Raw genomic sequence first — 23,623 nt, 5'->3', positions numbered from 1 at the left:
CCCTCACTCCCAAGCTATAATCGCAATTTAGTTATATCTTAGCACAACAGAGAATAATCCGTCCGGCTATATAATGAAGGCAGCAATGAGATGAACGGCATTATCGTTGAACCTTGCTCTGCAAAGGAAACCGGAGGTGTCTTATGTACCGTTATCATTATTTGGCGCAATGCCGATCTGTTATCGATCCGGAAACCTACTTTCGCGAATGTATTCCGTTACTCCATGACCGGATGAAGGAATCCAGCATCCATCACCTCAGCTTGTTCCACTCTAATTCCCGCTTGTTTCTTTATTATGAAAGCCCTCTCAAGGACGCCGATCCCCACTATCTCTTCCAGCCATGCGAGTCCGGACTGGAGTGTTGGCCAGGTGCGGACATGCCCCGGAGATGGGTGCCGATGATGGACATTTTCCATTACCTACAACCTGTCAGCGAGGAGCATTGGCGCCGTACTGAGCCAGTATCAAAACCTTTTGCCCGGATAGCCCGGCTGAAACCCGAGCAAGTGGCCAGTTATATTTTTTACCACTATCAGTACCAGGAAGAGCGTCCCGGAGACGGCGACAAATACGGCATGATTGCTCTGCATGAGAATCTTATGTTCTTCTATTCGGAATCGCCAGCCACGATCGAACCGCCGCCTTATGAAGGCAAGTTGACGACCTCGCATACGCCTTCCGAATGGCAGGCAGCGATGGATCCCCACTTCATTCCGTGGGAAGAAGAATCCGGCCACTCCTTGATCTGGCTGGAGATTCCTCTCCTATTTCAACTGCAAGGCAACGAAACAATTGGCGGGGAGCAGGTACGATGAGAGAAACGTATAGTTTGAACGGTGAATGGGATTTCATGCCTCTCTATGAACATCAATCCGGGTTTTCGCTTCCCCAGCACATCGTCTTTGAACAACATAAGGTGCAGGTCCCTTCCAGCTGGCGGTCCTCCTATGTACGGGCATCCGGCAAAAGTTTCGGAGAAATATCCGAGCACGAATACGCTCCTTACGATCTATACGGTTACCCGAAAGAGTGGGCGCGGGCGGATGTTGGCGTCCTTCATCGGGTATTTCAAGTGCCGGACGCCAGAGATGAACAGGAGTCACGCTATTTTCTAAGATTTGACGGCATTATGCAAAAAGCCGCCATCTATCTGGACGATCAGCTGATCGCGGTATGGGAAGACGGGTATCTCCCGCTTCGCGTGGAAGTGACGGGCCGGATTCAAGCGGGAAGCAGCCATCATCTGCATGTCGTCTGCGGCAACTTCGACAAGGTGAAGTTGCCTTCCGGCCAGCTCAAGGTAACCGGGCTTGTTGGATCTTGGTTTGGCGCTTTAGCCAGGGGGATCTGGCAAGACGTTTATTTGGAAAACGAGCCCGTCATAGCGCTCTCGAATGTCACGATCCGCACTTCCGTCCGGAACGGCAGGCTTGACGTTAACGCCCAAGTCAGCAGCCCGCATGCGGATTCGGAGCATTCCTCGCTAAGAATCGAGCTCCATGTACGGGATAACGGCTTTGGGGAAGGCTCTCCTGCTCTATCGGCAGAGGTTGCTTCGAACAATTGGAAGAGAAATGGTTCGTTAAGCGTGGCTGACTTCTCTATGGATTGGCCCGATGCCAAGCTATGGGATCCGGATCACCCCCATCTGTACCTCCTTGAGCTGGTATTACTGGATGGCGACCGCATTCTCGACCGGCGGGAGGAGCGGTTTGGGTTCCGCGAGATTACTTGCGTTGGTCCAGCGTTATATCTCAACGGAATTCCGATTAACCTGCGGGGCGATTCCTGGCATTTCCAAGGCGGCATCCAGCAAACGAAGGAGTACGTCAGGAACTGGTACCGCATGTGCAAGGAAGCCGGCGTCAATTGCGTTCGCCTTCATGCGGAGCCGCATCCAACCTATTATCTGGATATAGCCGACGAGGAAGGCATGCTGCTCGTTGACGAGACCGCCATCTACGGCTCTAGCAAATCGATGCAGGCGGATCACCCTGCTTTTATAACGAACTGCAAAGATCATATCCGGAGATTGGTAGAACGGGACAACAATCATCCTTCCGTTATATTGTGGAGCTTGCAGAACGAGATGCGCTGGGTTGACGGCCGAGACGGCTTCAAGCAGCATATTCCGTCTATGATGTCGATCATTCGCGAGCTTGACCCTACCCGCCCGATTATTCTTGAAGGGGATAACCGGCTTCTGGCCCAAGAGCTGACGGAAGTAGAAAGCCGGCATTATAACATTGATGGCACGATTGACGATTGGGATCGCAAGGCGCCACTCGTATTTGGCGAACATGGCGGGTGGTGGTATATTTGCCCGCAGAACAGCAGCATGTACGTCGGGCACCTTGCTTACAAGGATACGGAAGAGTGTTCGATTGGTCTAGCGGAGAAAGAACGCTTGTTTCTTGAATATGGGAGACGGCACGGGGTAACCGGTCTGTCTACCTTCAACTTCGCCCATTATTTCATGCGAGCCATGCCCGAACGCGATATCCCGGTTCTATCGTCTACATTAGAAGAAATAAGCCCGCAACTGAAAATGATTCCGCGGTATTCCTTAACCTTGAACAACGGCCTCCTGCCGGAGGAATACCCGATGTACCGGAAAAATGCTTCATTTGATAAGCTCGCCGCTGCTTTTAAGCCTGCAACGATTATTCCGGCGGAGTATAATCACTCGTTTTTTGATGATGAGCCAATCGTTAGAAATTTCGATGTCTATAACGATACGCTGTATAACCAGCAAGCCACTGTTATCTGCGAAGTGTGGCAGGAAGGCAAGCTTATTCATAAGGAGAGGTTCGAGTTCAGCCAAGCACCGGCCACACGCGTGACGGTTGCAACAACTTGGAACCCGGAGCCCTTAAGCGATATGTCTCCGCTTCAATTCCGGGCGGTATTGCTTCACGGCAACGTAACGGTACATGAACTGGATCTGAGCTTTAAGCTATATCCGTCACGATATAAATACGAACCTATTACTCTTGCAAGGCCAGTCGCATATACGGGCGGCAAACAAGACTACCTCACCATTCGCGAGTTGATTCCGTCCTGCAAAGAGATCGCACCGGATGAGATCAAACAGCTAGACCCCGGGCATCTTCTCGTAGTGGGCAGCTTTTTGGAAGATACGGACGGACGGCTTGAGGAGGCGCTTAACCGGTATGTCGAGCATGGCGGACGGGTAGTACTACTCGAGCAGTTTCATCTGTCCTTCGGGAATCTGGCAATCTCACGGCAGGACTTCATGCGGGCCCATGCCGGCGATTACAGTCACCCTGTTCTTCAAGATCTCAATAACGATGACTTTATGTTCTGGCACGAACAATTGCGGGAAGACGGTCCGCTACCAATCATCCATGCCGCGTTCGAGAAACCCGTATTGGGCAATTTCACGATGCTTCTGGAATGCAGCTCTGGCGACTTTGGTGACGGCGGAGATTTATGGTCGCCGCTTCTGGAATACCGAAGCGGGCAAGGTCTCTTTGTTGCCAATCAGCTTGAGCTGATGGCTAATTTCTATCGCGTGCCGCAAGCTTGCCTCCTGCTGCGCAACTTGCTCGCTTATGCGGGAAGCATCAGAACCACGGCTGCCAGCCGTACTGGAGCGCTCATAGAACCAGGTGGTGCGTCTGATATTTTCCTGCGGACCATTAAACTTTCGTTTGATGAGCTCTCTAGTATTCCGACTAGCAGTTTGGATGAGTACGAACTGCTGATCGTTGAACCTAAGCTTCTGACGAGTTCTGAATTCGCCCTAGGGTTACGAGAATACGCGGCAAAAGGCGGTCAAGTTGTTATCCTACCTGTGGTAGATGGACCGGATGAAGCAGCTTTGTCCTACTTGCTTAATCGACCTGTTATTGTCACGGAACAACAGACTTATCACCTCGAAGCGGATTACTCCTCGGCTGCGATGCAAGGCTTTAGTCCGGTTGATCTGTTTGGCTATGACAAGGTTTTCTTGTCTCCGCGTGATGTTGTTAATCGCCCGCTCGCTTCGCATAACCTCTCGGCAGACGGCATTGACGTGTTGTGCCAAAGCGTTGAGGGCACCGCATGGTACGATTATTTCATAAACCAGCATACCGATGAATATAGCAGACTGGCGCTTGTAGAGCTGAATCGGGAGAAGGAGCAGCCCGCCGGCCATTATGTCCTTCAGATGCAAACGGGGCAAGGCACGGTTGTGCTTTCTCAGCTCCTAATCGAACCGGAAAGTGATAAGGCAATTCGGCTCTATACCAGATTGCTGGCTAATCTCGGCGCCGCCTTTGAGGATCAACTCCTGTCAGCCGTTAAAGGCAGCAGCGAATGGGCAGTCGAGAAGATCATGGCCATGCCGTGCCCGCCTTATGTCGATTTTGAAGCGATGAAAGCTTATTATATCGATCCCGAATTTTCGCTTAACAATCTGGGAGAAGGACTGTACGGCTGGATGCAGAAAAAAGAGCGGCGCGTGGGCGACGGCACGTTCCGTATCCTTCATCCGAATGGAGACCGCTGGTTTCTCAGCTGCTTCGTCTATTTGGTTGACCCTTCAGCGGAAACGAAGGTTGGCCAACTCGAATTAACAACAAATTGCGCGTGCGAGATTTATATGAACGGTAGTCTAGTGCCCAAGCCAGAGAAAGAGATTAGACTACAAGCCGGCATCAATCGACTGATTGCGATCGTGGATGGCGCGGAGGAACATATTCGTCTCGCCATGGTATTTAAGAACTTGGACGGCACTCCGATGAGGCATCTCGGGTACAAGCTGACTCTTGACGAAGTGCAGCCCAAATAGAACAGAAGGAGAGTATGCAAATGACCAATAAAGATCTCGCAACAGCGCCAAATGCAGCCGTTAAGACGGAACTTCTCCGCATAGCCGAGGAAAGTTTGTCCGCGAGCTGTCATGCCGTTCCCGTCTGGCATATTCCCGGCTTTTATTTCGATACCGCGGGACATTTAGCTGCCAAGCAGCTAATGGAGGCCGATGCGCAAGCTGCTTATACGACGGCTCTAGCTTACCGGCTGACTGGCCGACCCGCTTATGCGGACAAAGCGGTGGAGTTGCTGCAAGGCTGGGCTTCGGTGAACAAGGAGCTCGCGGATAAGGACGGTCCGCTAGTCTCCGCTTATTTGGGAGCCGGTTTTCTTCAAGCAGCGGAGTGGTTGAAGGCTTATCCAGGATGGCTGAAAGCCGATCAGGATCAGTTCGTCTACTGGGTCACACATGTGCTCCTGCCTTTGTGGGATCGTATCCCGCTTCGGAACAACTGGTGGAGCTGGAGCCTATACGCTCAGCTATTGTTCTATCGTTTCCTCGATGATCAGACCGGGTTCCAGGAAGAAGTTGTTCAACTGAAGTCGCATATCGATTCCTCCCTGTCGCTTAGCGGCTACATTCCGGAAGAGACGTTAAGAGGCACGAATTCGATCTGGTACCATTATTTCGCCCTTGCTCCGCTTACGGCTGCCGCCAAGCAAGTGCTGGATTATACCGGCGAAGACTTGTTCCATTGGACCTCGCCTAGCGGCAACCATATTAAGAAAGCGCTGGATACGCTATTGTATTATGCCGACGGCCGCGCCGGAGAATGGCCTTATGAGAAAGGGCAGAACTTCCCTGCCCCACTCACCTCCCAAACTTGGCCAGTAGATTTGTACGAAGCTATGTTCAACATATACAAGGATCCACAGTACGATAGATTCGTCTCCCCTTACCGCCCGATTATCGGCAACCGGAACAAAAACAGCGGTTATTTTCAATCGTACGCTTGGGTGTTCCCGGAACTTATATAAATATAACGAGGGCTATTTCGCGGTCATTTATGACGTTGGAATAGCCCTCGTTTGTTAACTGCGAGAGTTGAAAGTACTGCCATCTATTTGTTCGCTTTTGATTGGAGGAAATCCAACGTGGCTCATTAAATGCTGCTCTAAGCAGAATTCTATTGGAGAAAATCCAATGTACGCATGGAAAAAGCGGTCCAGAGGTTACCTCTGTACCGCTTTTTCCCGATTGCCCTCACGGTTAAACTACGTTTTCCGTTCCTGTCCCTTGCGAGATCCATTCAGCATCCCGCAGTAAATAGGCGGCGGCTTCCGCCTGAATATGTTTGCCGCTTTGCGCTTCGACATGATGGATAAAGGCTTCAAGGCTGTCATTATCCAGCTGCTTCGTCAAGCTGTTCGCGATTCCGTGATTGTCAATCCAGTCCATCCCGTAGAACTGAGCAACAAGCTCCTTCAGCGTACCGGCATCCGCATAAGTAGTGAAGGTGACCGTACTCTCCCCCGTATTGCCAGCTATATCCGTTACGGACAAGGTGAACGTATGAGGCCCGGCAGCCAGCGTATACAGCGGGATGGTTGTTCCGGCAAGTACCGGCTGACCGTCCAGTTGCGCGATGGTTTTCCCTTCGTCCACTCCGGACCCGGCATCCGAGACCGTCCAGGACAGATTCAAAGTTTCCGTATTGGCATACGCTTTCTCTTCGATCCCCGAAACAGAAGCTTGAGGTACTAGACTATCCAGCTTGAAACCGATCGTGTTGTTGTCCTCCCTATTTCCCGACGAGTCTACGGAATGATAGAGGATTGAATAACTCCCGTCGTCGCTGAATACAAGCTGGCTCTGGTAGGGCTGCCAAGTTGCACCGCCGTCGGTGCTATATTCCGTTCCCGTTACGCCAGTTCCTTCGTCCGCCGCTTGGAGCTTAACCGTGACGGGATGCGTATACCATTCCCCGCCTTCGCTCGATTGTTCGGAGGACAAGGTAGCCGTCGTTACCGGAGGCGTCCGGTCAATCAGCGTAAACTTAACGTCGTCAAACCAGAACTCGCTGAAGCCGCCTACATAAAAACCTACCGTTCCCGATGCGTTATGTTTGGTGTCCGTGCCGTCCAGTCTCAGTTCGCCATTCACATATACCCGGATGCTCGCCCCGTCGACCACGACTCTGATCGTGTAATCCGTGTCTGGCTGCAAATCCTGACCTGCAAAGTTTTTCGTTTGCAGCACGGTCCAGCTTGGATTGTACAATACCCATTGCGACGTGCCATCCGCCAGCTTCCGGTAGCCGACCTTGCCGGATGTTCCGGATGCGGAGCGATCATAAATATAGAAAGTACCTTGAGCCGGCATCACGGCAGGCGTCTTCAGCTTGAAGGTCAAATCATAATCGGTAAAAACCTTCGGATGAAGAGCCGAAGCCCCTGCAACAATCCGGTACATCTTATTGCCGTTTACCGTAACGATACTTCGGTTCGGATCAACCGGCCAACCGTTTGCTCCCGAATCAAAATCCGTAAATTGCAAAATATCCGACACGACTATTCGAACGGAAGCCGTTGCCGCCGGGTTGGCAACAGAGGTTACCGTAACCGTGGTTTCTCCTTTGGCCAAAGCCGTTACCTTCCCGTTCTCATCTACGGACGCAATATTGGGATCGGCGGAATGCCAGTTAACAGACCGGTCGGCGGCGTCCGACGGATCGAATTGAACCTGCATTTGCTGATTTTCGCCGATGACCATGTTTACGCTGCTCTTATCGAGCAACAAACCGGCCACGTTGGTAGTAGGTACGTTGAACATAATATCGTCAAATAACAGATAGTCAAAACCTCCGGCATAAAAGCCGACTTTACCCGAAGCATTAAAGCCCGGATCCGAAGCTTTCAGCTTCAGTTGCCCATTGGCGTAAACGCTGACCTCCTGTCCTTTTACAATAATCTTGATGTCATATGCGGTATCGGGAAGCAGATCTTGAGTAGGCAGCGTATTTTGCTTAATCGTTGCCCATGCAGCATTATATAGAATCCACGAGGAGGTTCCGTCCGCAAACTTCCGGTACCCGATTCTTCCTCCGCTGCCGCTTGGGTTCAACCGGTCAAACACATAGAACGTAGCAAGCTCGGGAATAACGGGAGGTGTCTTCAGCTTGAAGTTCAGCTCGTAATTGCTATAGTCGTTATCGTTCAGCGCGGTTGCACCTTTGAGCAGCTTATACATGTGATTGCCGCCGCCAACGTCTACAATGCTCCGGTTCGGATCGGTCGGCCAGCTGTTCCTTCCATTCTCGAAATCCGTATCGTCCATAATGCCGTCTCCGACCTCAACGGTCACTTGAACCTCATCTTGAATAAGCGGATTGTCTGCGGATACAACCGTAACGGTCGCGCTTCCCAGATTAACTCCCTTCAGGGTGCCGTTTGCATCGACCTTCACAACGGATGGATCGCTGGATGTATACTGAAGAGCCGTATTCGAAGCGTTCCAAGGAAGCACGGCCGGATGCAGATCATACGATTTGCCGATCCCGATCGTTAGATTGTCATCGTACAGCTCTACGCCTTCGACAGGAATTGATTCGGGAGCCAAGTAGGTGCCCGCTTTGTCAGTCAGTCCCATCTCGCTGAACGGGACATCCGCAAAGCCCGGGATTTGCTGGAACACCGCCGCGTCGGCCTTCAAGTTCAGATCTCCGCCAGCCAGGTTCACAAATCCGGGGTCCACATTCGTCACCCAGTTGTTGGCGTATTGAACCAGATTGCGCTTATCGGAAGCGCCGTTTGCGTTTGTTGCGCTGCTTATCGTCTTAGTCGGATTATAGATGACGTTGTTCTGGAACGTATTAGTGTCCGGATAATACCTGTTTTCCGTGAAAAAGTCCGCCAACTCCGGATATTTCGTCAAATGAGGCATGCCTACGAAATTATTGTACTTGTCGAATAAAGCATGCCACGGACCCATGTAGTTTTTCGAGATTTGCTGATCCGGCCCGTCGCCGAGGTACATATCCGAATATTCATAAGGAACCTTGGCGTCTATAAAAAGGTTATTGGTTGTGCGGATATGGGCGCCGCCATTGTTCAGAATCGCGGAATTGCCCATCCGGTAAAAAATATTTTCCTCAATCGTAATGCCCATCGTAAAATTGTCTGGGTAAACCCCTTGCACGCCGGCTTTGCCTTCGCCAATATTATGGAAATAGTTTCTTCGGATCACGGTGCCCCGTTCCTGCGGCGATGCCCCTAGATTCATATAGATCGCGCCAAGATCGGAGAATGTTTTGCACACGTCATAGATATTGTTGTATTCCACGACATGATCGTTGCCAAAGATAAGGATCCCGGGATGAGGGGCGTCATGAATTTCGTTGTGAGAGATTCGGTTTCCGGCTCCTGTAAGGATGACGGCGGGATTATAAGCTTTATGGTAATAGGCAAAATCATGAATGTGGCTGTCCTCCACCACGTTATTGCCCGGCTCCAGCGTCAGCCTGTCGCCGCCGTTTAATATAACGCCCGTTCCTCCGATATGATGAATATGCGTGCCAATAACGGCATGATTCACCCCGGACGCTTTGGCGAAATCATCGTACAACCACCGGCTTTGCGTATTGATGCGCACGCCGCCCTCGGTGAAGTTGCGGATCTCGCAATGCACGATTTGAACATGGTCGCCGCCCATAATGACCGCCGCAGAATCGCGGCCGTTCTCCATAATGAGGTCCTCAAACGTCACGTAAGACGTATTAACGGTGTTGACCATCGGCGTTTTCAGCATCGTTACCGTAATTTCGGGATGATCCTTCTGCAGGAAAGCAGCGGTAGGCATGAAATACAGAATGCCTTGGCTGCGGTCTACGTAATACTCCCCTGGCATATCGATCTCTTCTAATAAGTTCTGCGCAAAATGAAAGTCCGGGTACCAGTTCTTGAACAACCCGCTCATTTCCCCATAAGCTAACGTAATCGTTTTGTTGGCGGTATCGATCGAAGCCACCTTGTTATACGACCATTCCCAGCTGTATCCGAAAATCCCGTCCAGCCAAATATCGTCCGCTTGCGTCCATAACGACGGCCGGTCGTACGTATATTTGAACGTGCCGCCTCTTGTCTGCAGATCAGCGTCCTTGCGGGTTGGACCGGGATCAACAATATCGCCCATCTGCACCGTTCCGTTGTTTGGCCATCTGGCCAGCGTCATGCCTTGGCCTTCGACATACAGCTCCATCGGCGGGGTCTGGCTGACATCGTTCGCTTTGTAATACCCATGCCGGCTTAATACGCCGTAATCGGTAATGCCGTGCGCGCTCAAGTCTACTTGCATGACTTTCGTCCGGGCATCCGTGCTAATGATTCGGTTTAATACCGCTTCGTCGGTTACGGGCTCGAACCAGCTTTTGTCCAGATTCTGCCCGCCGCTCAGCCTGACCGCTTCCCCCGGATAAGCCTTATATGTAATTGGCTTATCCGCCGTACCCGAATCTTGCTCCTCAAGCTGAAAACTTCCGATCCGGCTGTAGACGCCACCTCTTAGATAGACCGTAACGCCGCCATCTGGCAACCCCGAGCTTTGTTTCAACTGACGAATCACGTCCCTTGCCTTCTCCAAAGTTAGAAAAGGAGCCTCTTCCGCGCCAGAATTGGAATCGCTTCCATTTGGCGAGACGTAAAAGGTCGCACCGGCGTTTTCACTCGAGCTGCCGCTTGAGCTGGAGGCTGTGCCCGTGCTCTTAGCTTCCGCCGCCTGCACGCCCATGGCCGGCAGCCCGCCTAGCAGCAACGCCAATAGACATACCATTGTCATCATTTTCCTCATCATGCTTGATCTACTCCTCCTTGGTTCTACAAATAGAAAGGGAACCTTGTGGTTCCCTTCGCTTAGCCTTTTACCGATCCAATCATCGTTCCTTTCTCGAAGTATTTCAGCAGGAATGGATAAACGACAAGCACGGGCAACGTACACACGATGACGGAAGCCATCTTTAGACTTTCCGGAGCCGGTGGCGTCAAATTGGTTGCCGTCGTAAACGGATCTACCTTGTTTTCAATTAGAATCTGCCGGACGACTTGCTGCAGCACAAACTTGGATTGGTCGGTTACATACAGCAAATTGTCCATAAACGCATTGATATGGTGAACCATCGACCATAACCCAATCGTCACGAGCGGCGGAATCGACAGCGGCAGTACAATGGTGAACAAAATACGGATATCTCTCGCTCCGTCAATACGGGCCGCTTCGATCAGAGCATCGGGCAGCGAACGGAAGAAAGACAACATAACCAGCACCTGAAACGCATTTGCCGCAGTCGGCAGCACATAAACCCAGAGAGAATTGAGCAAATGCAAATCCTTCATGAGCAAATAATGAGGCACGATTCCGCCGTCAAAAATCATGGTGAAGAGCAACAGCAACGTAAGCATCCGTTTGGCCGGAAAATCGGGGCGCGACAACGGGTAAGCTGCGCACACCGTTACGATCAGCGTCAGGAACGTACCAACTACCATGCGGAATATCGTGTTCGAATAACCGGTCCAGATAAACGGATATTGGAGCAGCTCCTTGTATGCGGTCCACTCCGCATCCCGCGGGAAGAAATGAAATCCGCTTCGGAGCGCTTCCCCGCGTCCGCTAAACGAAACGGAGATGACATGTATAAAGGGATAGACAACAATAACGGCTAATGCCGCGAGTACGAAATAAATAATGCCGGGGGCGATACGATCCTGCCATCTGGTGGCCCTCATGAACATTTCCCTCCTGTCCCTACCATAAACCGCTCTCCCCCCGGCTAGCTTTTCTGACAAGCAGATTAGCGCCGAGAATAAGCAGAAGGCCAACCAGCGATTTGAACAAACCAATCGCGGCCGTGTAGCTGTATTGGAATTGCTGCAGGCCTACCCGGTAGACATAAGTATCGATAACATCGCCGGTCTCGAACGTAACCGGGTTAAGCAAGTTAATGATTTGTTCGAAATTCGCGCTTAAGAAACCGCCCAAGCTTAGAATAAACATGATGGAAATCGTGGGCATAATCGACGGGATGTTAATCTTGATCATGCGCTGCCAACGGTTTGCCCCGTCGATAATCGCGGATTCTTGCAACTCCGGATTAATCCCCGTCAAAGCTGCGAAATAAATAATCGAGCCCCAGCCCAAATCTTTCAGAATGGCGGAAATGACAACGATGGAGCGGAAATATTCTTTTTTGCCCATATAGAAGACGGGCTTTCCTCCAAACCAGCCTACGATCTCGGCCAAAACCCCGGTCGTTGGCGATAAGAAGTAGATGATAAGCCCCGACATGATGACCCAGGATACGAAATGGGGCAAATACATCGTCATCTGAATAAAGCGCTGGAAATAGCGCGACCGGACCTCGTTCAGCAGCAGCGCCAAAATGATCGGCGCGGGGAAAGCAAAAAGGAGCAAATATAAATTAAGCAGAAGCGTGTTTTTGAGCAGTCGGTAAAAGTCGCTGTTCTGGAACAACTCTTGGAAATGCTGAAACCCTACCCACGGGCTTCCCCAAATGCCGTCTACCACTTTGAAATCTTTAAACGCAATGATCACGCCATATAGCGGACCATATTTGAAAATAAAGAAAAAGAGAAAGGAAAATAGAAATAACGAGAACAGCTCTCCGTGCTTGCGTATCGTCCTCATGCTACACTTCCTTGCAACCTTGCCCGGACCGCTCGCAAGAGCAAGCCTTTCACTCTTGCGGGACCGCGGAACAGGTTAATTTTTGAATTGCGCCTGGTACAGCTCATTGGCTTCTTTCGTTAACTCGTCGCCGCCTCTAGCCTTCCATTCCGTTACAAACTTATCGAAGTCGTCAAGCGGAATTTCGCCGCTAATAATCTGGGCGAAATATTTCTGCATAAGCGAAGTCAGGTCTGCCTTGTATTTGCCGTCGGATGGCAATACCGAGAAGAGCAGGGCATCCGTCAGGTTCGGAGCGGAAGAATAGGTCTTGATCGCTTCGTTCAGCTTCGGATTGGAATATTTCTGACGGTAGGCTTGCGTTGTAATGTTGCCGAGCGAGAAGAGACGAATGCCTTCCTGATCGCGTTGCTCCTGCTTCTCAAACGACGGAAGGAACTTCGTTGCGCCGGAAGCGGCTCCGCTCTCCGCAAAATCCCAATGCGTTCCCTTCACGCCAAGAGTCGTCATATTGATCGTCTCTTCATCGTTGCTCTCCGCGCGCAGAATTTCGAACAGCTTCGCGAGCTTCTCGGGCTGGTCTTTCACTTTGCTGCCGATGACAACGAAATTGCTCTTTACGCCCCAGTCCCATGAACCTTCGCCGCCCGGGCCTTTCGGATTTTTCGAGAAGACCAGCTCCGCGTTTGGACTTAAGGATTTCATCTCCGTGACGGTACCGCCTTCCGGCAGCGCGCCTTTCGCAATCTGCTCTTCAATTACGCCAATGCGGTTGTTGTAGAGCTTCTTGCGGTATGAATCTTGCGTATCGGTAATAAATTCCGGATCAATTACGCCATCGGCGTACCATTGCCGAAGCTTCGCCAACGCTTCCTTCGTCTCCGGCGCAACAGAGCCATTGACGATCTCGCCGTTCTTCTCATGCCACATCGTTGGCTCCACGCCAAACGCCCCGAAGATCGAATAGAAACCGGAGGACCAAGTCGAGGTGGCTGTACCGGTCAGCCCGTACGTATCTTTTTTGCCGTTCTTGTCCGGATCCTTCTCCGCAAAGGCGTATACGGCTTTCTCGAATTCATCAAGCGTCTCCGGAACCTTCGTAATCCCGACATTGTCCAGCCAATCTTTGCGCCAAAGCATGCCCAGATCGTAAGGCTTCTTGGAATCAATATACATTGGAATTGCCCATAGCTGATCATTAAAGGTAACGGTTTGGAACAGCTTGCTGTTATTCTCGATATCGGCGTAATATTCCGGCATTTGTTCCTTCAGCATCGCAGGATCAATGCTCGACAGCACGCCTTGGTTCTGATAGGCCGAGACGTTCGCCGGATCCCCTAGCATAAAGATATCCGGAACATCGCCGGACGCGATGCTGGCATCGGTTACTTTCACCGGCTTGATCTTCACGTTAAATTTCTGTTCCAGCCATTTCTGAACTTGTGTGTTCTCAACAACACCGGCTGCCTGGAAATGGATCCCCCATGTAATTTCGATCGGCTTGGCAGTTGCTTCTTTCGTCGCTGCCGGTTCACTCGCGTTGGCGCTTGGGCTTGTGTTTGATTCTTTTGTATTATTAGTTGTATTGCCGTTATTCGAGTTGGAGCTGCAGCCCGCGAGCAAGCCCGCCGCCACGATTGCCGCCAAAGCGGCCTTTCCCATCGTCTGTCGTCTCATTTGCAATTCAATCTCCCCCTATTGATTCGGTATAATGGACCGCATCCAGGCTCTGGCTCCCGGCCGGGTTATGGGAGCGGTTACAATATTTACGATAGCCTTCTCCACCGGCGTTCTCAATCCTCTATTCCGATTCTCTTTTATGTTTTTCCGCTTATTTGCCGTTTATATGGCCTTATGTTTTTCTCTTTTTTGTATGTTTTTCGCGCATCCGCTATCCATCAGGCCCAACTGTGATATAATCCCCGTATTAGCGTCTATGGCTTGGCGCTTCATTATGTAAGCGCAAACATTGAGACAGGGGGAGTATGCAATGCCGGGCTCAATCAAGCAAAATAGCATGTTTGTAAAGCAACTGCTTGCGTTAACGGCGATTGCCGTCATTACTGTAGTTCTTATTGCAACCGTTACGTATTCCATCTCGGCGGATAACAGCATTCAGAATGCGATTACATACAATGAATCTGTCCTCACTCAGCAGCAAGAACTCATCCACAAAGAATTGACCTCCATTAAATACAACGCGGCGGGCATGATTTCCACCCAGTCGTATCTTTACCAGACGAAAGGCAGCAAGTTAAGCGTCAGCTCGCTCATCGACTTAACCGGATTTGTTGCCGAGCAGAAAAAAATTAGCCCCTACATCGATTCGGTCTATGTGTATTACGAGCCTCTCGATCTTGTCCTTACTTCGCGCCAGGAAATTCGAACTTCTCCGATCTCTACTTTTGCAGACCAATCCTGGCTGGATCTCTATAAACAACCATCCGCAAACCGCTCGCTTTGGATTACGGGAAGAAAAGACGGCTTCGCGCCTGACCATCAAGCGGCCAGCCTGCTTCAAAAAATGCCGCTCATCGGCCAGGTGAACGGCGCTATTGTGATCAACTTGAAGCTGGATCTTCTGTTTAACGACTACTTGAGCCATTACCATAACAAAAAAGGCACAACTCTCGTTCTTGGCGCAAATTCCGAATTGCTGTATTCGGATTCTGCTGACGGAGACCGTCTTCTTCACGCTGTCGACCTAAATCAGCTTCATGCGGCTAACGGATCTTATGTCGACGACTCGGACCGAATTATCTCCTACACGACCTCCGAGTTAACCGGATGGAAGTTTATTGACGTGACGGAGAAGTCCGCTCTTCTTCAAGGGATGAGCCGTATCAAGACGATTGTCATTGCCGTGGCGGCTGTTTATTTGACCGCTGCGATCGCGATCTCCTTTTTCGTATCCCGAAGATTGTACCGGCCGCTGCATAGCGTCATCTCTTATATCGAGAATAACGCCGGCGATCAGCGGGAAGGCGCAGCCAAGCTGCTTGCGGCCAGTGACGAAGCCGGGTTCATCCGCCAGCGGTTCGATCAGATGATCCGCAGCTGGGAGACGCTCGCCACGGAGAAAAGGCAGGTTGACTCCCTCCTTACCGATAACCGAACGGCTATTAAAGAGAAATATTTGAACGATCTTATCCAAGGCGGCGGCGGAAACGGTCAAGCCGCGGAGCTGCTTGGACTCCGGATTGATTTCAGCCGGTTTGCCCTGTTAACCCTTGAACTCGAGGAGCCCTATCCGGTTAAAGACGATGTCTTCCATTTTCATTTGCTTCGTTATGGCTTTATGGATGAGCTTGGAGCGGATATCGACGGAGAGGTGTTTGCCAAGGACGATAAGAGAACGGTGATCCTCTTGGCCGTTCCCTCGGAATCCGAAGAGTTCCCGCTCGATTATGCCCGAAACCTCAAGCAGCATATGTTGACCCAATACGGGCTTACGGTTACGATTGCGGTCAGCCGAATCTGTTCCGGGGAACAAGCGGTGCGACTGGCCTATGAAGAGACGATTGCCGTGTTGAACCTGAAAATTTACATCGGCAAAGGCGAAGTACTGTCTTATTCCATCTTGAGCGATTGGAAATCGGAGGAAGAGGAAGCTTATTACTATCCGTATGACCTGGAAGCCAAGCTGCAGCAGGCGCTACTTCAGACGGATAAAGAGGAATGTTTCCAGACCATACGCGAGATTACCAAGGCCGCCATTGACAAGAAGCTCAGCAAAGCCAATATTCAGCAGCTCTTCTTCCAGCTTAGCGGAGAGATTGTCAAGACGCTTGTCCAGTCCCGTGGCGATGTGGCTTCCGTGTTCGGCAGCAGGTCCGCCTACGCCGATCTGTTAGCCCGCGCAGAGACGCTCAAAGATATGGAACAAGGTTTAATGGAGATGTGCGATAAAATTACCGATTACCACCGTGACAAACGTTCCAAAATGACGGATGTCACGTTGCAGCTGGCGATCGGATACATGGACGCGAACTTTAATAACAATATTTCGGTGGACACCGTTGCCGAATACGTAGAACGCAGTACTTCTTATCTAAGCCGTATCTTCAAAGAGTCGACGGGGATGACCATTAATGATTATTTCATCCAGCTACGCATGAAAAAAGCGATGGAGATGCTTGGTCAAGTCAATGTAACCATCGAGGAAATTTGCCATGAGATTGGTTATGCGAACGTCAGCTATTTCAATAAAATCTTTAAGTCCCGCACGGGACTTACGCCGGGGCAATACCGGCAGCAGCAAGCCGCCGAGAAGTTGCTCTCCCACGATCACATTTGATATGCTTTATGAACCCTTGCCTTTTGTTGGTGGTAATTCATTAAGTTAATGCTTACGAAGCATGAATCACCACAAACGGCTGAACCCTTGCCTTTTTGTAGGTGGTAATTCATTTTAGGAGGAACTGTTCATGCAACCGGTTCGTTTCGGATTGATTGGATTTGGATGGCGGGCTGAAGCCTATCTTCGGATCGCCAAGCAACTCCCGCACTTATTTGAAGCCGTTGGTATTGTCGTAAGAGATATTTCCAAATATGAGAAAGCCGCCGCTAAATGGGGCTTGAAACTGTATAGTTCGGCTGCCGAGCTGGCGCCGCATTGCGATTATGTGATTGCTGCCGTATCCAAAAACGCCGTTCCCGAGCTGCTCGAAGAGCTGGTCTCCTTGCACATTCCCGTATTGGCCGAAACGCCGCCAGCCTTTGACGAGGAAGGGATTAAGCGAGTATCTGACCTGGCTGCCCGCGGCGCCTCGGTCCAAATTGCCGAGCAATATCCGCTGCAGCCGCATCATGCGGCTCGGACCGCCCTTATCCGTTCCGGTGTGCTTGGCGAAGTGAAGCACGTGCAAGTATCCGCCGGGCATGGCATTCATGGGATCGGCTTGATTCGGCAATGGCTGTCGGTTTCAAGCGCGGCATGCGAGATTACCGCCCGACAGTTTGAGCTTCCTATTCTGGAAGTGCCGAACCGCGGCCGTGCCGTAGAGGACAAGCTCGAGACCGAGATTCATGATATTGCGATCCTTACTTTCCCTGATGGAAAAAGCGCCGTTCTCGACTTTGCCCGCTCCCAATATTTCTCCCCGATCCGGCATAACCGGATATTAATTCGCGGCTCTCATGGAGAAATCCGGGATAACGAAATTACCTATAGCCTTGGCAGCGGAGAGTTCGTTACGGATACGATCCGAAGAGTGCAAGATGGCATGGAAGGAAGTTTGGCTCCGCTTTCGCTCCGTGAGCTGCGGACAGGTTCGACAAGTCTATTCCGCAATCCGTATTATCCGGCCTCTCTCTCGGATGAAGAGATTGCAATGGCGCAAAGCATGTCGCGTATGTCGGATTACGTGCGGGAAGGCATTAGTTTCTACTCCCTCTCCGATGCTTTGATTGATGTTCGCCTCTCCATTGCGATCGACGAAGCGGTCGCATCCGGACAACCTGTTGTGATTCAAGGCGAAACGGTTTAGGCTGCATCCAAATGCAATGCTTTACTTATTGTCGCAGCGTCTCAAAAGAGGTTTGCTCGAAGCAAATTATGGGCAAGCGAAAGCCACCAGACCGGATGTTAACTATCCCTTTTAACAAGGGTCGGCTTCTTTTGGTTTGAGCATTTTATGACCAGGTTAAGGGTAGAAGGAGCATTAAATGATTCTGGAGAAGCAAAGCACATGCTTACGAAGTAGCTTTCTTTCAGAAAGCTTTGAAGCGTTCGCTTTTGTGAAGGGATGCCAACCATACCTCATTGATTCAAAGGAATCCCTGAGCAATGGCGATCGGAAGAACATTTAATGCGTAAGCTACTGTTTAACCCAAATATAAACAAAGGGGTGTCCCATCGTCATTTACATGACTTATGGGATACCCCTTCCATTTGGAAATGCTAGAATTGCAAAATAATATCGCGTCCCATCGCCCGGCAAGAGATACCTGCGTCCGGCAGGAATACCGGTGACTCTGCACCTATAACTTGAACCCGATAATCGTGATCATGAAATGCAAATTGGATTTCATCGTTGCGAAGCAGCATCTTCGGCAGCTCCGATGAATCACTCCATAATAGCTCAAGTCCCCACGCGGAACTGCTGGCAGTAAAGCAAATATTCTGCTCCGAGCAGCGGATTCGGATCGTCTCCCCTCCATCCGCGCTTATCAGAATAGCAAGCTCGCCTTCTACCGATTCATCGGTTTCGACCGACTGTACCGTCACAGGATGCACCCGGCCTTCCTGATCATAGAAGACGGGCCGCAAACCTGCCGGCTTATCCCCTTCACTCCAGCGGGCGCTATCCACGACTGGCAGCGTATCGTAGTGGCTGAACTTATTAGGACAGGTTTCGGTCAAATACCGCTCCTTATATCGCTCGTCAAACAAATGAATGTCGCGGATCCATAGCTCGCCGTCATTATTGAGCAGATTGAATCGATAAAAGCGATTATAAAACCAGACCGATTGACGCCCCTCCTCTCTCCAATCCGTAAGCGCTGCTATCGAGGAAGCCGGCGTGAGGGGATACTGCTCCTTAAACCAGCGGGCGGAGTCAGCTAGCGTCTCGACTTGCAGCTCTCCTGCCGCCTGACGTTTGGCCAGCTGCTCCACTTGATCCACAAGACCGTCCTTCATCAGGTCCCACCCGAAGGAATTTTCCTGGCCTACCTGCGTGTACCCGAAGGCTACTTGTTCCTCACGGAAATTAACATCGAGGAACCACCGGACCCAATTGGGTATGCCGCCTCCGCCTTCTGCTCCCGAATAGACGGGCTCTAGCGTAATGACGCTCTGGCCGTTACCGCCAAGCCGGGCATCATATTGGTAGATCGGATCACTGCCCAGCATGCGGAACACGGGTACCGGAATTTGGAGCTCCTTCGTCTGCGCCGGCATAAAGCCGTTCAGGCGGCTAGGATAATAAGCCTGATTATAATAGCCTCCCCAAAGCGTATAGCCGTCCGTCCCCCACTGGTCCTTGCAATTGCAGGAAGCTTGAATGCCGTATTTATCGGATAAATACCCCAGCACATGCGCGTCGAGAAACCAGGAGCCAACCGATTTCGGATAATAGCCGAACACGGATTTGAAATCTTCCATTAGTACATCGGCAATCCTCTCCCGTTCGTTCGGCGTATAACCAACCGTAAAGGCGATATGCGCATGCCAATCCCAAGGGAAGCGGCCTCTCCACGGAATGCCGGCTTTTTCCGCCAGCGGTTGCACGACCTCGAGCCATACGCCGATTTCCTGCGATTCATCTGCGCTCTGAAGAAGCAAGCTCGTAAAATCAGGATTTATTAAAGCATCATATTGAAGCAGCCAGGTCGCCGGCAGCCCGTGCTTCTGCACAAGCGCCAGCTGCTCTCTCACCGGCTCAATCAGGTCGATGGGATCTCTTGGCTCCACGCCTCGAATGAAGTTAATAATATTAACTTGATTATGCGGTTTCATGGTCAAAAATCACGCTCCAATCGTTATTCCCCAATAATAGCCGGTTCGTCACTGTAGACATTGCGAGGAAGAGTCTTCTTGATGTCTACGGTAATTTTGCCTGCCGGCGTATCGCTGTAAGCCTGATAAGCCTTGTTGAACTCGGCGATCGTCTCCTCATCGTGGCCACGAACCTTCATTTCATCAAGGAATTGGCTATAAGCGGTTTCGAACTCTTTATCGCTCTTTGCCAGCAGCATTTTTGCGTAATATTTCAAACGAATATCGCCCTGAACGGGACCGTACTTTTCAACCGTTCCGCCGATGGTCGGCTTAATGCGGGCTGCCTTTGGCGTCAATCCGAATGTCCCCTGCTTATGGTTGATTTCTTCCGCCTGGTAGAGCATCGCGTTGTAGGCTGGCCATGGCGATTCCATCGTCTTAATATGCGAACTGCCTACGCTAGCCAAGTTCTTCCACCACCAGAAGCCATATTGCGTAACGCTCGCCATTCCGCCGTTGTCTCCGCCCCAGTATTTAGGACCTCGGAATACTTCATAATTCTCAACGGCCGCGCCATCCTCCAGCTTGTACGCTCCCATGCTTTCAGGACCATACTCCATGAGAACAAACGCTTCATTGGTCTGCATCCAATCAAGCCCCTTCATCAGCCGGTCAGGATCTTTAATTGCCGTGCTGAGTCCCGTTCCGTTCGTTCCGAACGGATTATAATTCGCATATTGAGCCAATTTGACATCCGGATTCGTTGGGAGGGCTACCGGATAGAACCAGCCGTCCGGGAAGCCTTGCTTCTTCAGCTCGTTATAGGTGATCGCTTCGGCAATACCTTTGTTCTTCAGCGTTGTCACGTTCGGGTTATCCCATCCGCCAAACAGCATGGCTCCAAAGCGCAGATTATTCACTTTCTCCTTGAATAGATCCTTCTTCTGGAAGGAAGTCTCCGGGTCAATGAGTCCTTCCTGGTTAAGATGATTCAGCCATTGAAAAGCTTGCTTGAAGCCCGGAAGCTTATAATCCGGTATAACCGTACCGTCCGGCTGCTCGTTGTAACCGTTATCCGTGCTTCTAACGCCAAACATCGACATGACGATTTCCAATCCGGCGAAGTTCTCACCGCCGAGAGAGAGCGGGATCAGCTTGCGGCCTTGGTCATCCTTCAAGTCTTTTACCGCGTTCAAATATTTCTCGAAGCCGTCAACCGTCTTTAAGTCATCCGTTGTCATACCGGTCTGATCCAGAACCGTATTCTGTATCCATAAGCCTTGCGCATTGCCCTGCCAGGCAGACGGATTATCGATAACCGGCTCATAGGCAGAAGGCACGAAGTAAATATGACCATCGCTTGCGCGCCAATAATCGATAATTCGTTTGTCGATCTTGGCCAGGTTCGGATATTGATCGGGTTTGTTGAAATAATCATCAAGCGGAAGAAGTTTCTTCTCGTTTATGAGGCGCGACCAGACGAGACTGTCGGACGGCAATATGATGGCATCGGATAGACTGCCGCCAGCAAGCTTAAGGTTAATTTGCTGTGACAAATCGCCGCCGTTGCCGATCTCGACTTTATCCCAATGTACGCCGGATTGCTTCATAACCTCCTGCGTGATTGGGCCATCGAGATTAATCGGCGTCGTCATAGCCGGCGCATACAAGCTATAATGCGTCTCTTGCGCCGAATTAGTAGCTTCACTGCTCTGCTCGCTTGGACTCCCGTTACTGTTGTTGCTTATTGTACAGCCAGCGGCAAGTAAAGCGTTCAGCATAACGACCAATGTCATTGTACCGGCGTTCTTCCATCTTTTTTTCATCGGACAAAGTCCCCCTATCGGAATTTACTCTTTGACAGAGCCTATCAAAACACCCTTCACGAAGAAGCGCTGAACGAACGGGTAAACAACAAGAATCGGCAGAACGGTAATCATAATCGTCGCCATCCGGACCGACTTTGGCGTAATGGCATCCGGATTATATAGCCGGGTCTGATTAATCGTGGTCATCTGGCTGGTGCTGATCACTTGACTGGCCTCAATCGTACTGAGCATGCGCTGCAAGTAGGTCGGAAGCGGCTGCAGCTGAATATCGTTCACGAAAAAAGCGCCGGTAAACCAGTCGTTCCATTGCCCGACTGCCGTGAATAATCCGAGAGCAGCAAACAATGGCATTGAGAACGGAAGCACGATATGGAAATAAATGCGCATATAACCTCCGCCATCAAGCTTGACCGACTCTACTACACTCTCGGGAATCGTGTTCTGGAACGAGGTTTTCATCACGAACATATTCCACACGCTGAATAAGGATGGGATCACATATACCCAGAAGTTGTTGATCAGATGCATATTCATTAGTTGAATGTAATACGGAATTAGCCCGCCGCTGAACAGCATGACGATCAGAAATACGAATAAAAGCGGCTGCCTGCCCGGCAATTCCCTGCGGGATAAAGCAAAGGCGACAAATGACGTAATCAGCAAGGAGCCTGCCGTGCCTATTACTGTGCGCTGCACGGTAATCCAGAAAGCATTCAGTATGGTCATATCGGAAAACATGACGCGATAATTATCAAAGGTGAATACACGAGGCAGCCAGTAAATGCCGCCCATGCTTGTATCCCTCCCCTCATTAAGAGAGAGAATCAGGATGTACCAGAACGGATAGACGCATAACAGCGCAAAGACGGTCAGCAGTACAGCATTGCCCCAATTAAAGGCCCGTTCTCCTGTCGTAGATCGACCTAGCTCCATATCATCACCCTCTTCCTACCATAAGCTGTCGCCGCCAATACGTTTAGAGATCATATTACTAAAAATTAGCAGCACTGTAGAGATAACGCTCATAACGAGTCCAATGGCCGTCGTTTGCGAATATTGGGCCTGTCCAATACCCAGACGCAGCACATACGTATCAATAACTTCCGCTACGCCCATATTGGCGGGGTTAATCATGGCATAGATCTGATCGATGCCAACGCTAAGCAAGCCTGGCACGGTCAGAATCAGAACGATTGAAATAATCGGAACGATGCCCGGAAGCGTGATGTAACGCATCTGAGCGAAACGGCCTGCCCCGTCCATCACCGCCGCTTCGTACAGCACCGGATTGATGCCTGAAATGGCAGCTAAATAAAGAATGGTGCCCCAGCCGACTTCCTTCCACATGCTGCTGACGATAAAGATGGGACGAAACCATGTCTCCGAGCCCATAAAAGCAATAGGCTCCACTCCCAAGCTGTGCAGAAGAGAGTTGGCGCCACCTCCATCAATGGACAAGAAGGCATCAAGAAATCCGATGACAACGATCCACGATACAAAATGCGGGAGGTAGCTCAAGGACTGAATGACCCGCTTGAAGCGAGCTGCGCGTATTTCATTGATGAGCAAGGCGATGACAATGGTCGTTGGAAACACGAACAGCAGTCTTAGAAACGTAAGCAGCAGCGTATTCCCGGTCGCTTTCCAAAAATCATGGCTTGCCGTGAACTCCTTGAAATTTTGCAGGCCGATCCAAGGGCTTCTCCAAATACCGTCCGTAAAGTTGTAATCCCTAAAGGCCATCTGCAGTCCCAGCATCGGGATGTAGTTAAACAAGACGACTAACGCGATGCCCGGCAGTAAAATGATATACAGCGGCAGGAAGCCTTTTTGCTTGAGAATCCATAATCGGTTCATGGGTCCATCTCCTTTCCCAACGTAATACAGTGC

General features: G+C 50.8%; 13 protein-coding genes. 5 read left to right on the top strand and 8 right to left on the bottom strand.

What is annotated here, in order from left to right:
• Positions 1–143: 143 nt before the first annotated feature.
• Genes QQK89_RS05335 through QQK89_RS05325 form a run of 3 tightly spaced genes read left to right on the top strand, consistent with a single transcriptional unit; the run spans position 144 to position 5,802 of the window.
• Positions 144–818, top strand: a complete 675-nt coding sequence (locus QQK89_RS05335; protein ID WP_284237440.1) for a hypothetical protein — start codon at positions 144–146, stop codon at positions 816–818.
• Positions 815–4,801 (top strand): glycoside hydrolase family 2 protein, encoded by a 3,987-nt coding sequence (locus tag QQK89_RS05330; protein WP_284237439.1) that lies wholly within the window; start codon positions 815–817, stop codon positions 4,799–4,801. The genes QQK89_RS05335 and QQK89_RS05330 overlap by 4 nt, the downstream gene beginning before the upstream one ends.
• Before the next feature lie 20 nt (positions 4,802–4,821).
• Positions 4,822–5,802: an alginate lyase family protein gene (locus QQK89_RS05325; RefSeq protein WP_284237438.1), complete on the top strand. Its 981-nt coding sequence runs from the start codon at positions 4,822–4,824 to the stop codon at positions 5,800–5,802.
• Between the two features lie 232 nt (positions 5,803–6,034).
• Here QQK89_RS05325 and QQK89_RS05320 read toward each other — a convergent pair whose 3' ends face one another.
• The 4 genes from QQK89_RS05320 to QQK89_RS05305 all read right to left on the bottom strand — a co-directional run bounded on the left by QQK89_RS05320 (position 6,035) and on the right by QQK89_RS05305 (position 14,143).
• A complete protein-coding gene (locus QQK89_RS05320) occupies positions 6,035–10,612 on the bottom strand; it encodes an Ig-like domain-containing protein (protein WP_284237437.1) in 4,578 nt (1,525 codons plus the stop codon).
• Positions 10,613–10,671: 59 nt separating this feature from the next.
• Positions 10,672–11,541 (bottom strand): carbohydrate ABC transporter permease, encoded by an 870-nt coding sequence (locus tag QQK89_RS05315; RefSeq protein ID WP_284237436.1) that lies wholly within the window; start codon positions 11,539–11,541, stop codon positions 10,672–10,674.
• A gap of 19 nt (positions 11,542–11,560) precedes the next feature.
• Positions 11,561–12,460 carry an ABC transporter permease gene (locus tag QQK89_RS05310; protein WP_284237435.1) on the bottom strand — a complete coding sequence of 300 codons (900 nt, stop codon included), beginning with the start codon at positions 12,458–12,460 and terminating at the stop codon, positions 11,561–11,563.
• Between the two features lie 75 nt (positions 12,461–12,535).
• Positions 12,536–14,143: an extracellular solute-binding protein gene (locus QQK89_RS05305; protein ID WP_349816710.1), complete on the bottom strand. Its 1,608-nt coding sequence runs from the start codon at positions 14,141–14,143 to the stop codon at positions 12,536–12,538.
• Between the two features lie 307 nt (positions 14,144–14,450).
• Here QQK89_RS05305 and QQK89_RS05300 point away from each other — a divergent pair, with 307 nt between their 5' ends.
• Together QQK89_RS05300 and QQK89_RS05295 are read left to right on the top strand one after the other, a co-directional pair.
• Entirely contained in the window at positions 14,451–16,757 is a 2,307-nt protein-coding gene (locus tag QQK89_RS05300; protein WP_284237434.1) for a helix-turn-helix domain-containing protein, read from the top strand.
• A 130-nt stretch (positions 16,758–16,887) separates the two neighbouring features.
• Positions 16,888–17,949 (top strand): Gfo/Idh/MocA family protein, encoded by a 1,062-nt coding sequence (locus tag QQK89_RS05295; protein WP_284237433.1) that lies wholly within the window; start codon positions 16,888–16,890, stop codon positions 17,947–17,949.
• 413 nt (positions 17,950–18,362) lie between these two features.
• On the opposite strand, the gene QQK89_RS05290 is transcribed toward QQK89_RS05295, so the two are convergent.
• The 4 genes from QQK89_RS05290 to QQK89_RS05275 are packed head-to-tail and all read right to left on the bottom strand — an operon-like array spanning position 18,363 to position 23,590.
• The gene (locus tag QQK89_RS05290; RefSeq protein WP_284237592.1) at positions 18,363–19,922 is read right to left on the bottom strand and encodes a hypothetical protein; all 1,560 of its coding nucleotides are present in this window, start codon (positions 19,920–19,922) and stop codon (positions 18,363–18,365) included.
• A gap of 23 nt (positions 19,923–19,945) precedes the next feature.
• Positions 19,946–21,730, bottom strand: a complete 1,785-nt coding sequence (locus tag QQK89_RS05285; RefSeq protein WP_284237432.1) for an extracellular solute-binding protein — start codon at positions 21,728–21,730, stop codon at positions 19,946–19,948.
• A 24-nt stretch (positions 21,731–21,754) separates the two neighbouring features.
• A complete protein-coding gene (locus QQK89_RS05280) occupies positions 21,755–22,666 on the bottom strand; it encodes a carbohydrate ABC transporter permease (protein WP_284237431.1) in 912 nt (303 codons plus the stop codon).
• A 15-nt stretch (positions 22,667–22,681) separates the two neighbouring features.
• Positions 22,682–23,590, bottom strand: a complete 909-nt coding sequence (locus QQK89_RS05275; RefSeq protein WP_284237430.1) for an ABC transporter permease — start codon at positions 23,588–23,590, stop codon at positions 22,682–22,684.
• Positions 23,591–23,623 lie beyond the last annotated feature (33 nt).

This window comes from Paenibacillus glycanilyticus, from assembly GCF_030161375.1.
In the GTDB taxonomy this organism is placed as follows: Bacteria; Bacillota; Bacilli; order Paenibacillales; family Paenibacillaceae; genus Pristimantibacillus; species Pristimantibacillus glycanilyticus_B.
This window is presented reverse-complemented; position numbering and strand designations above follow the sequence as displayed.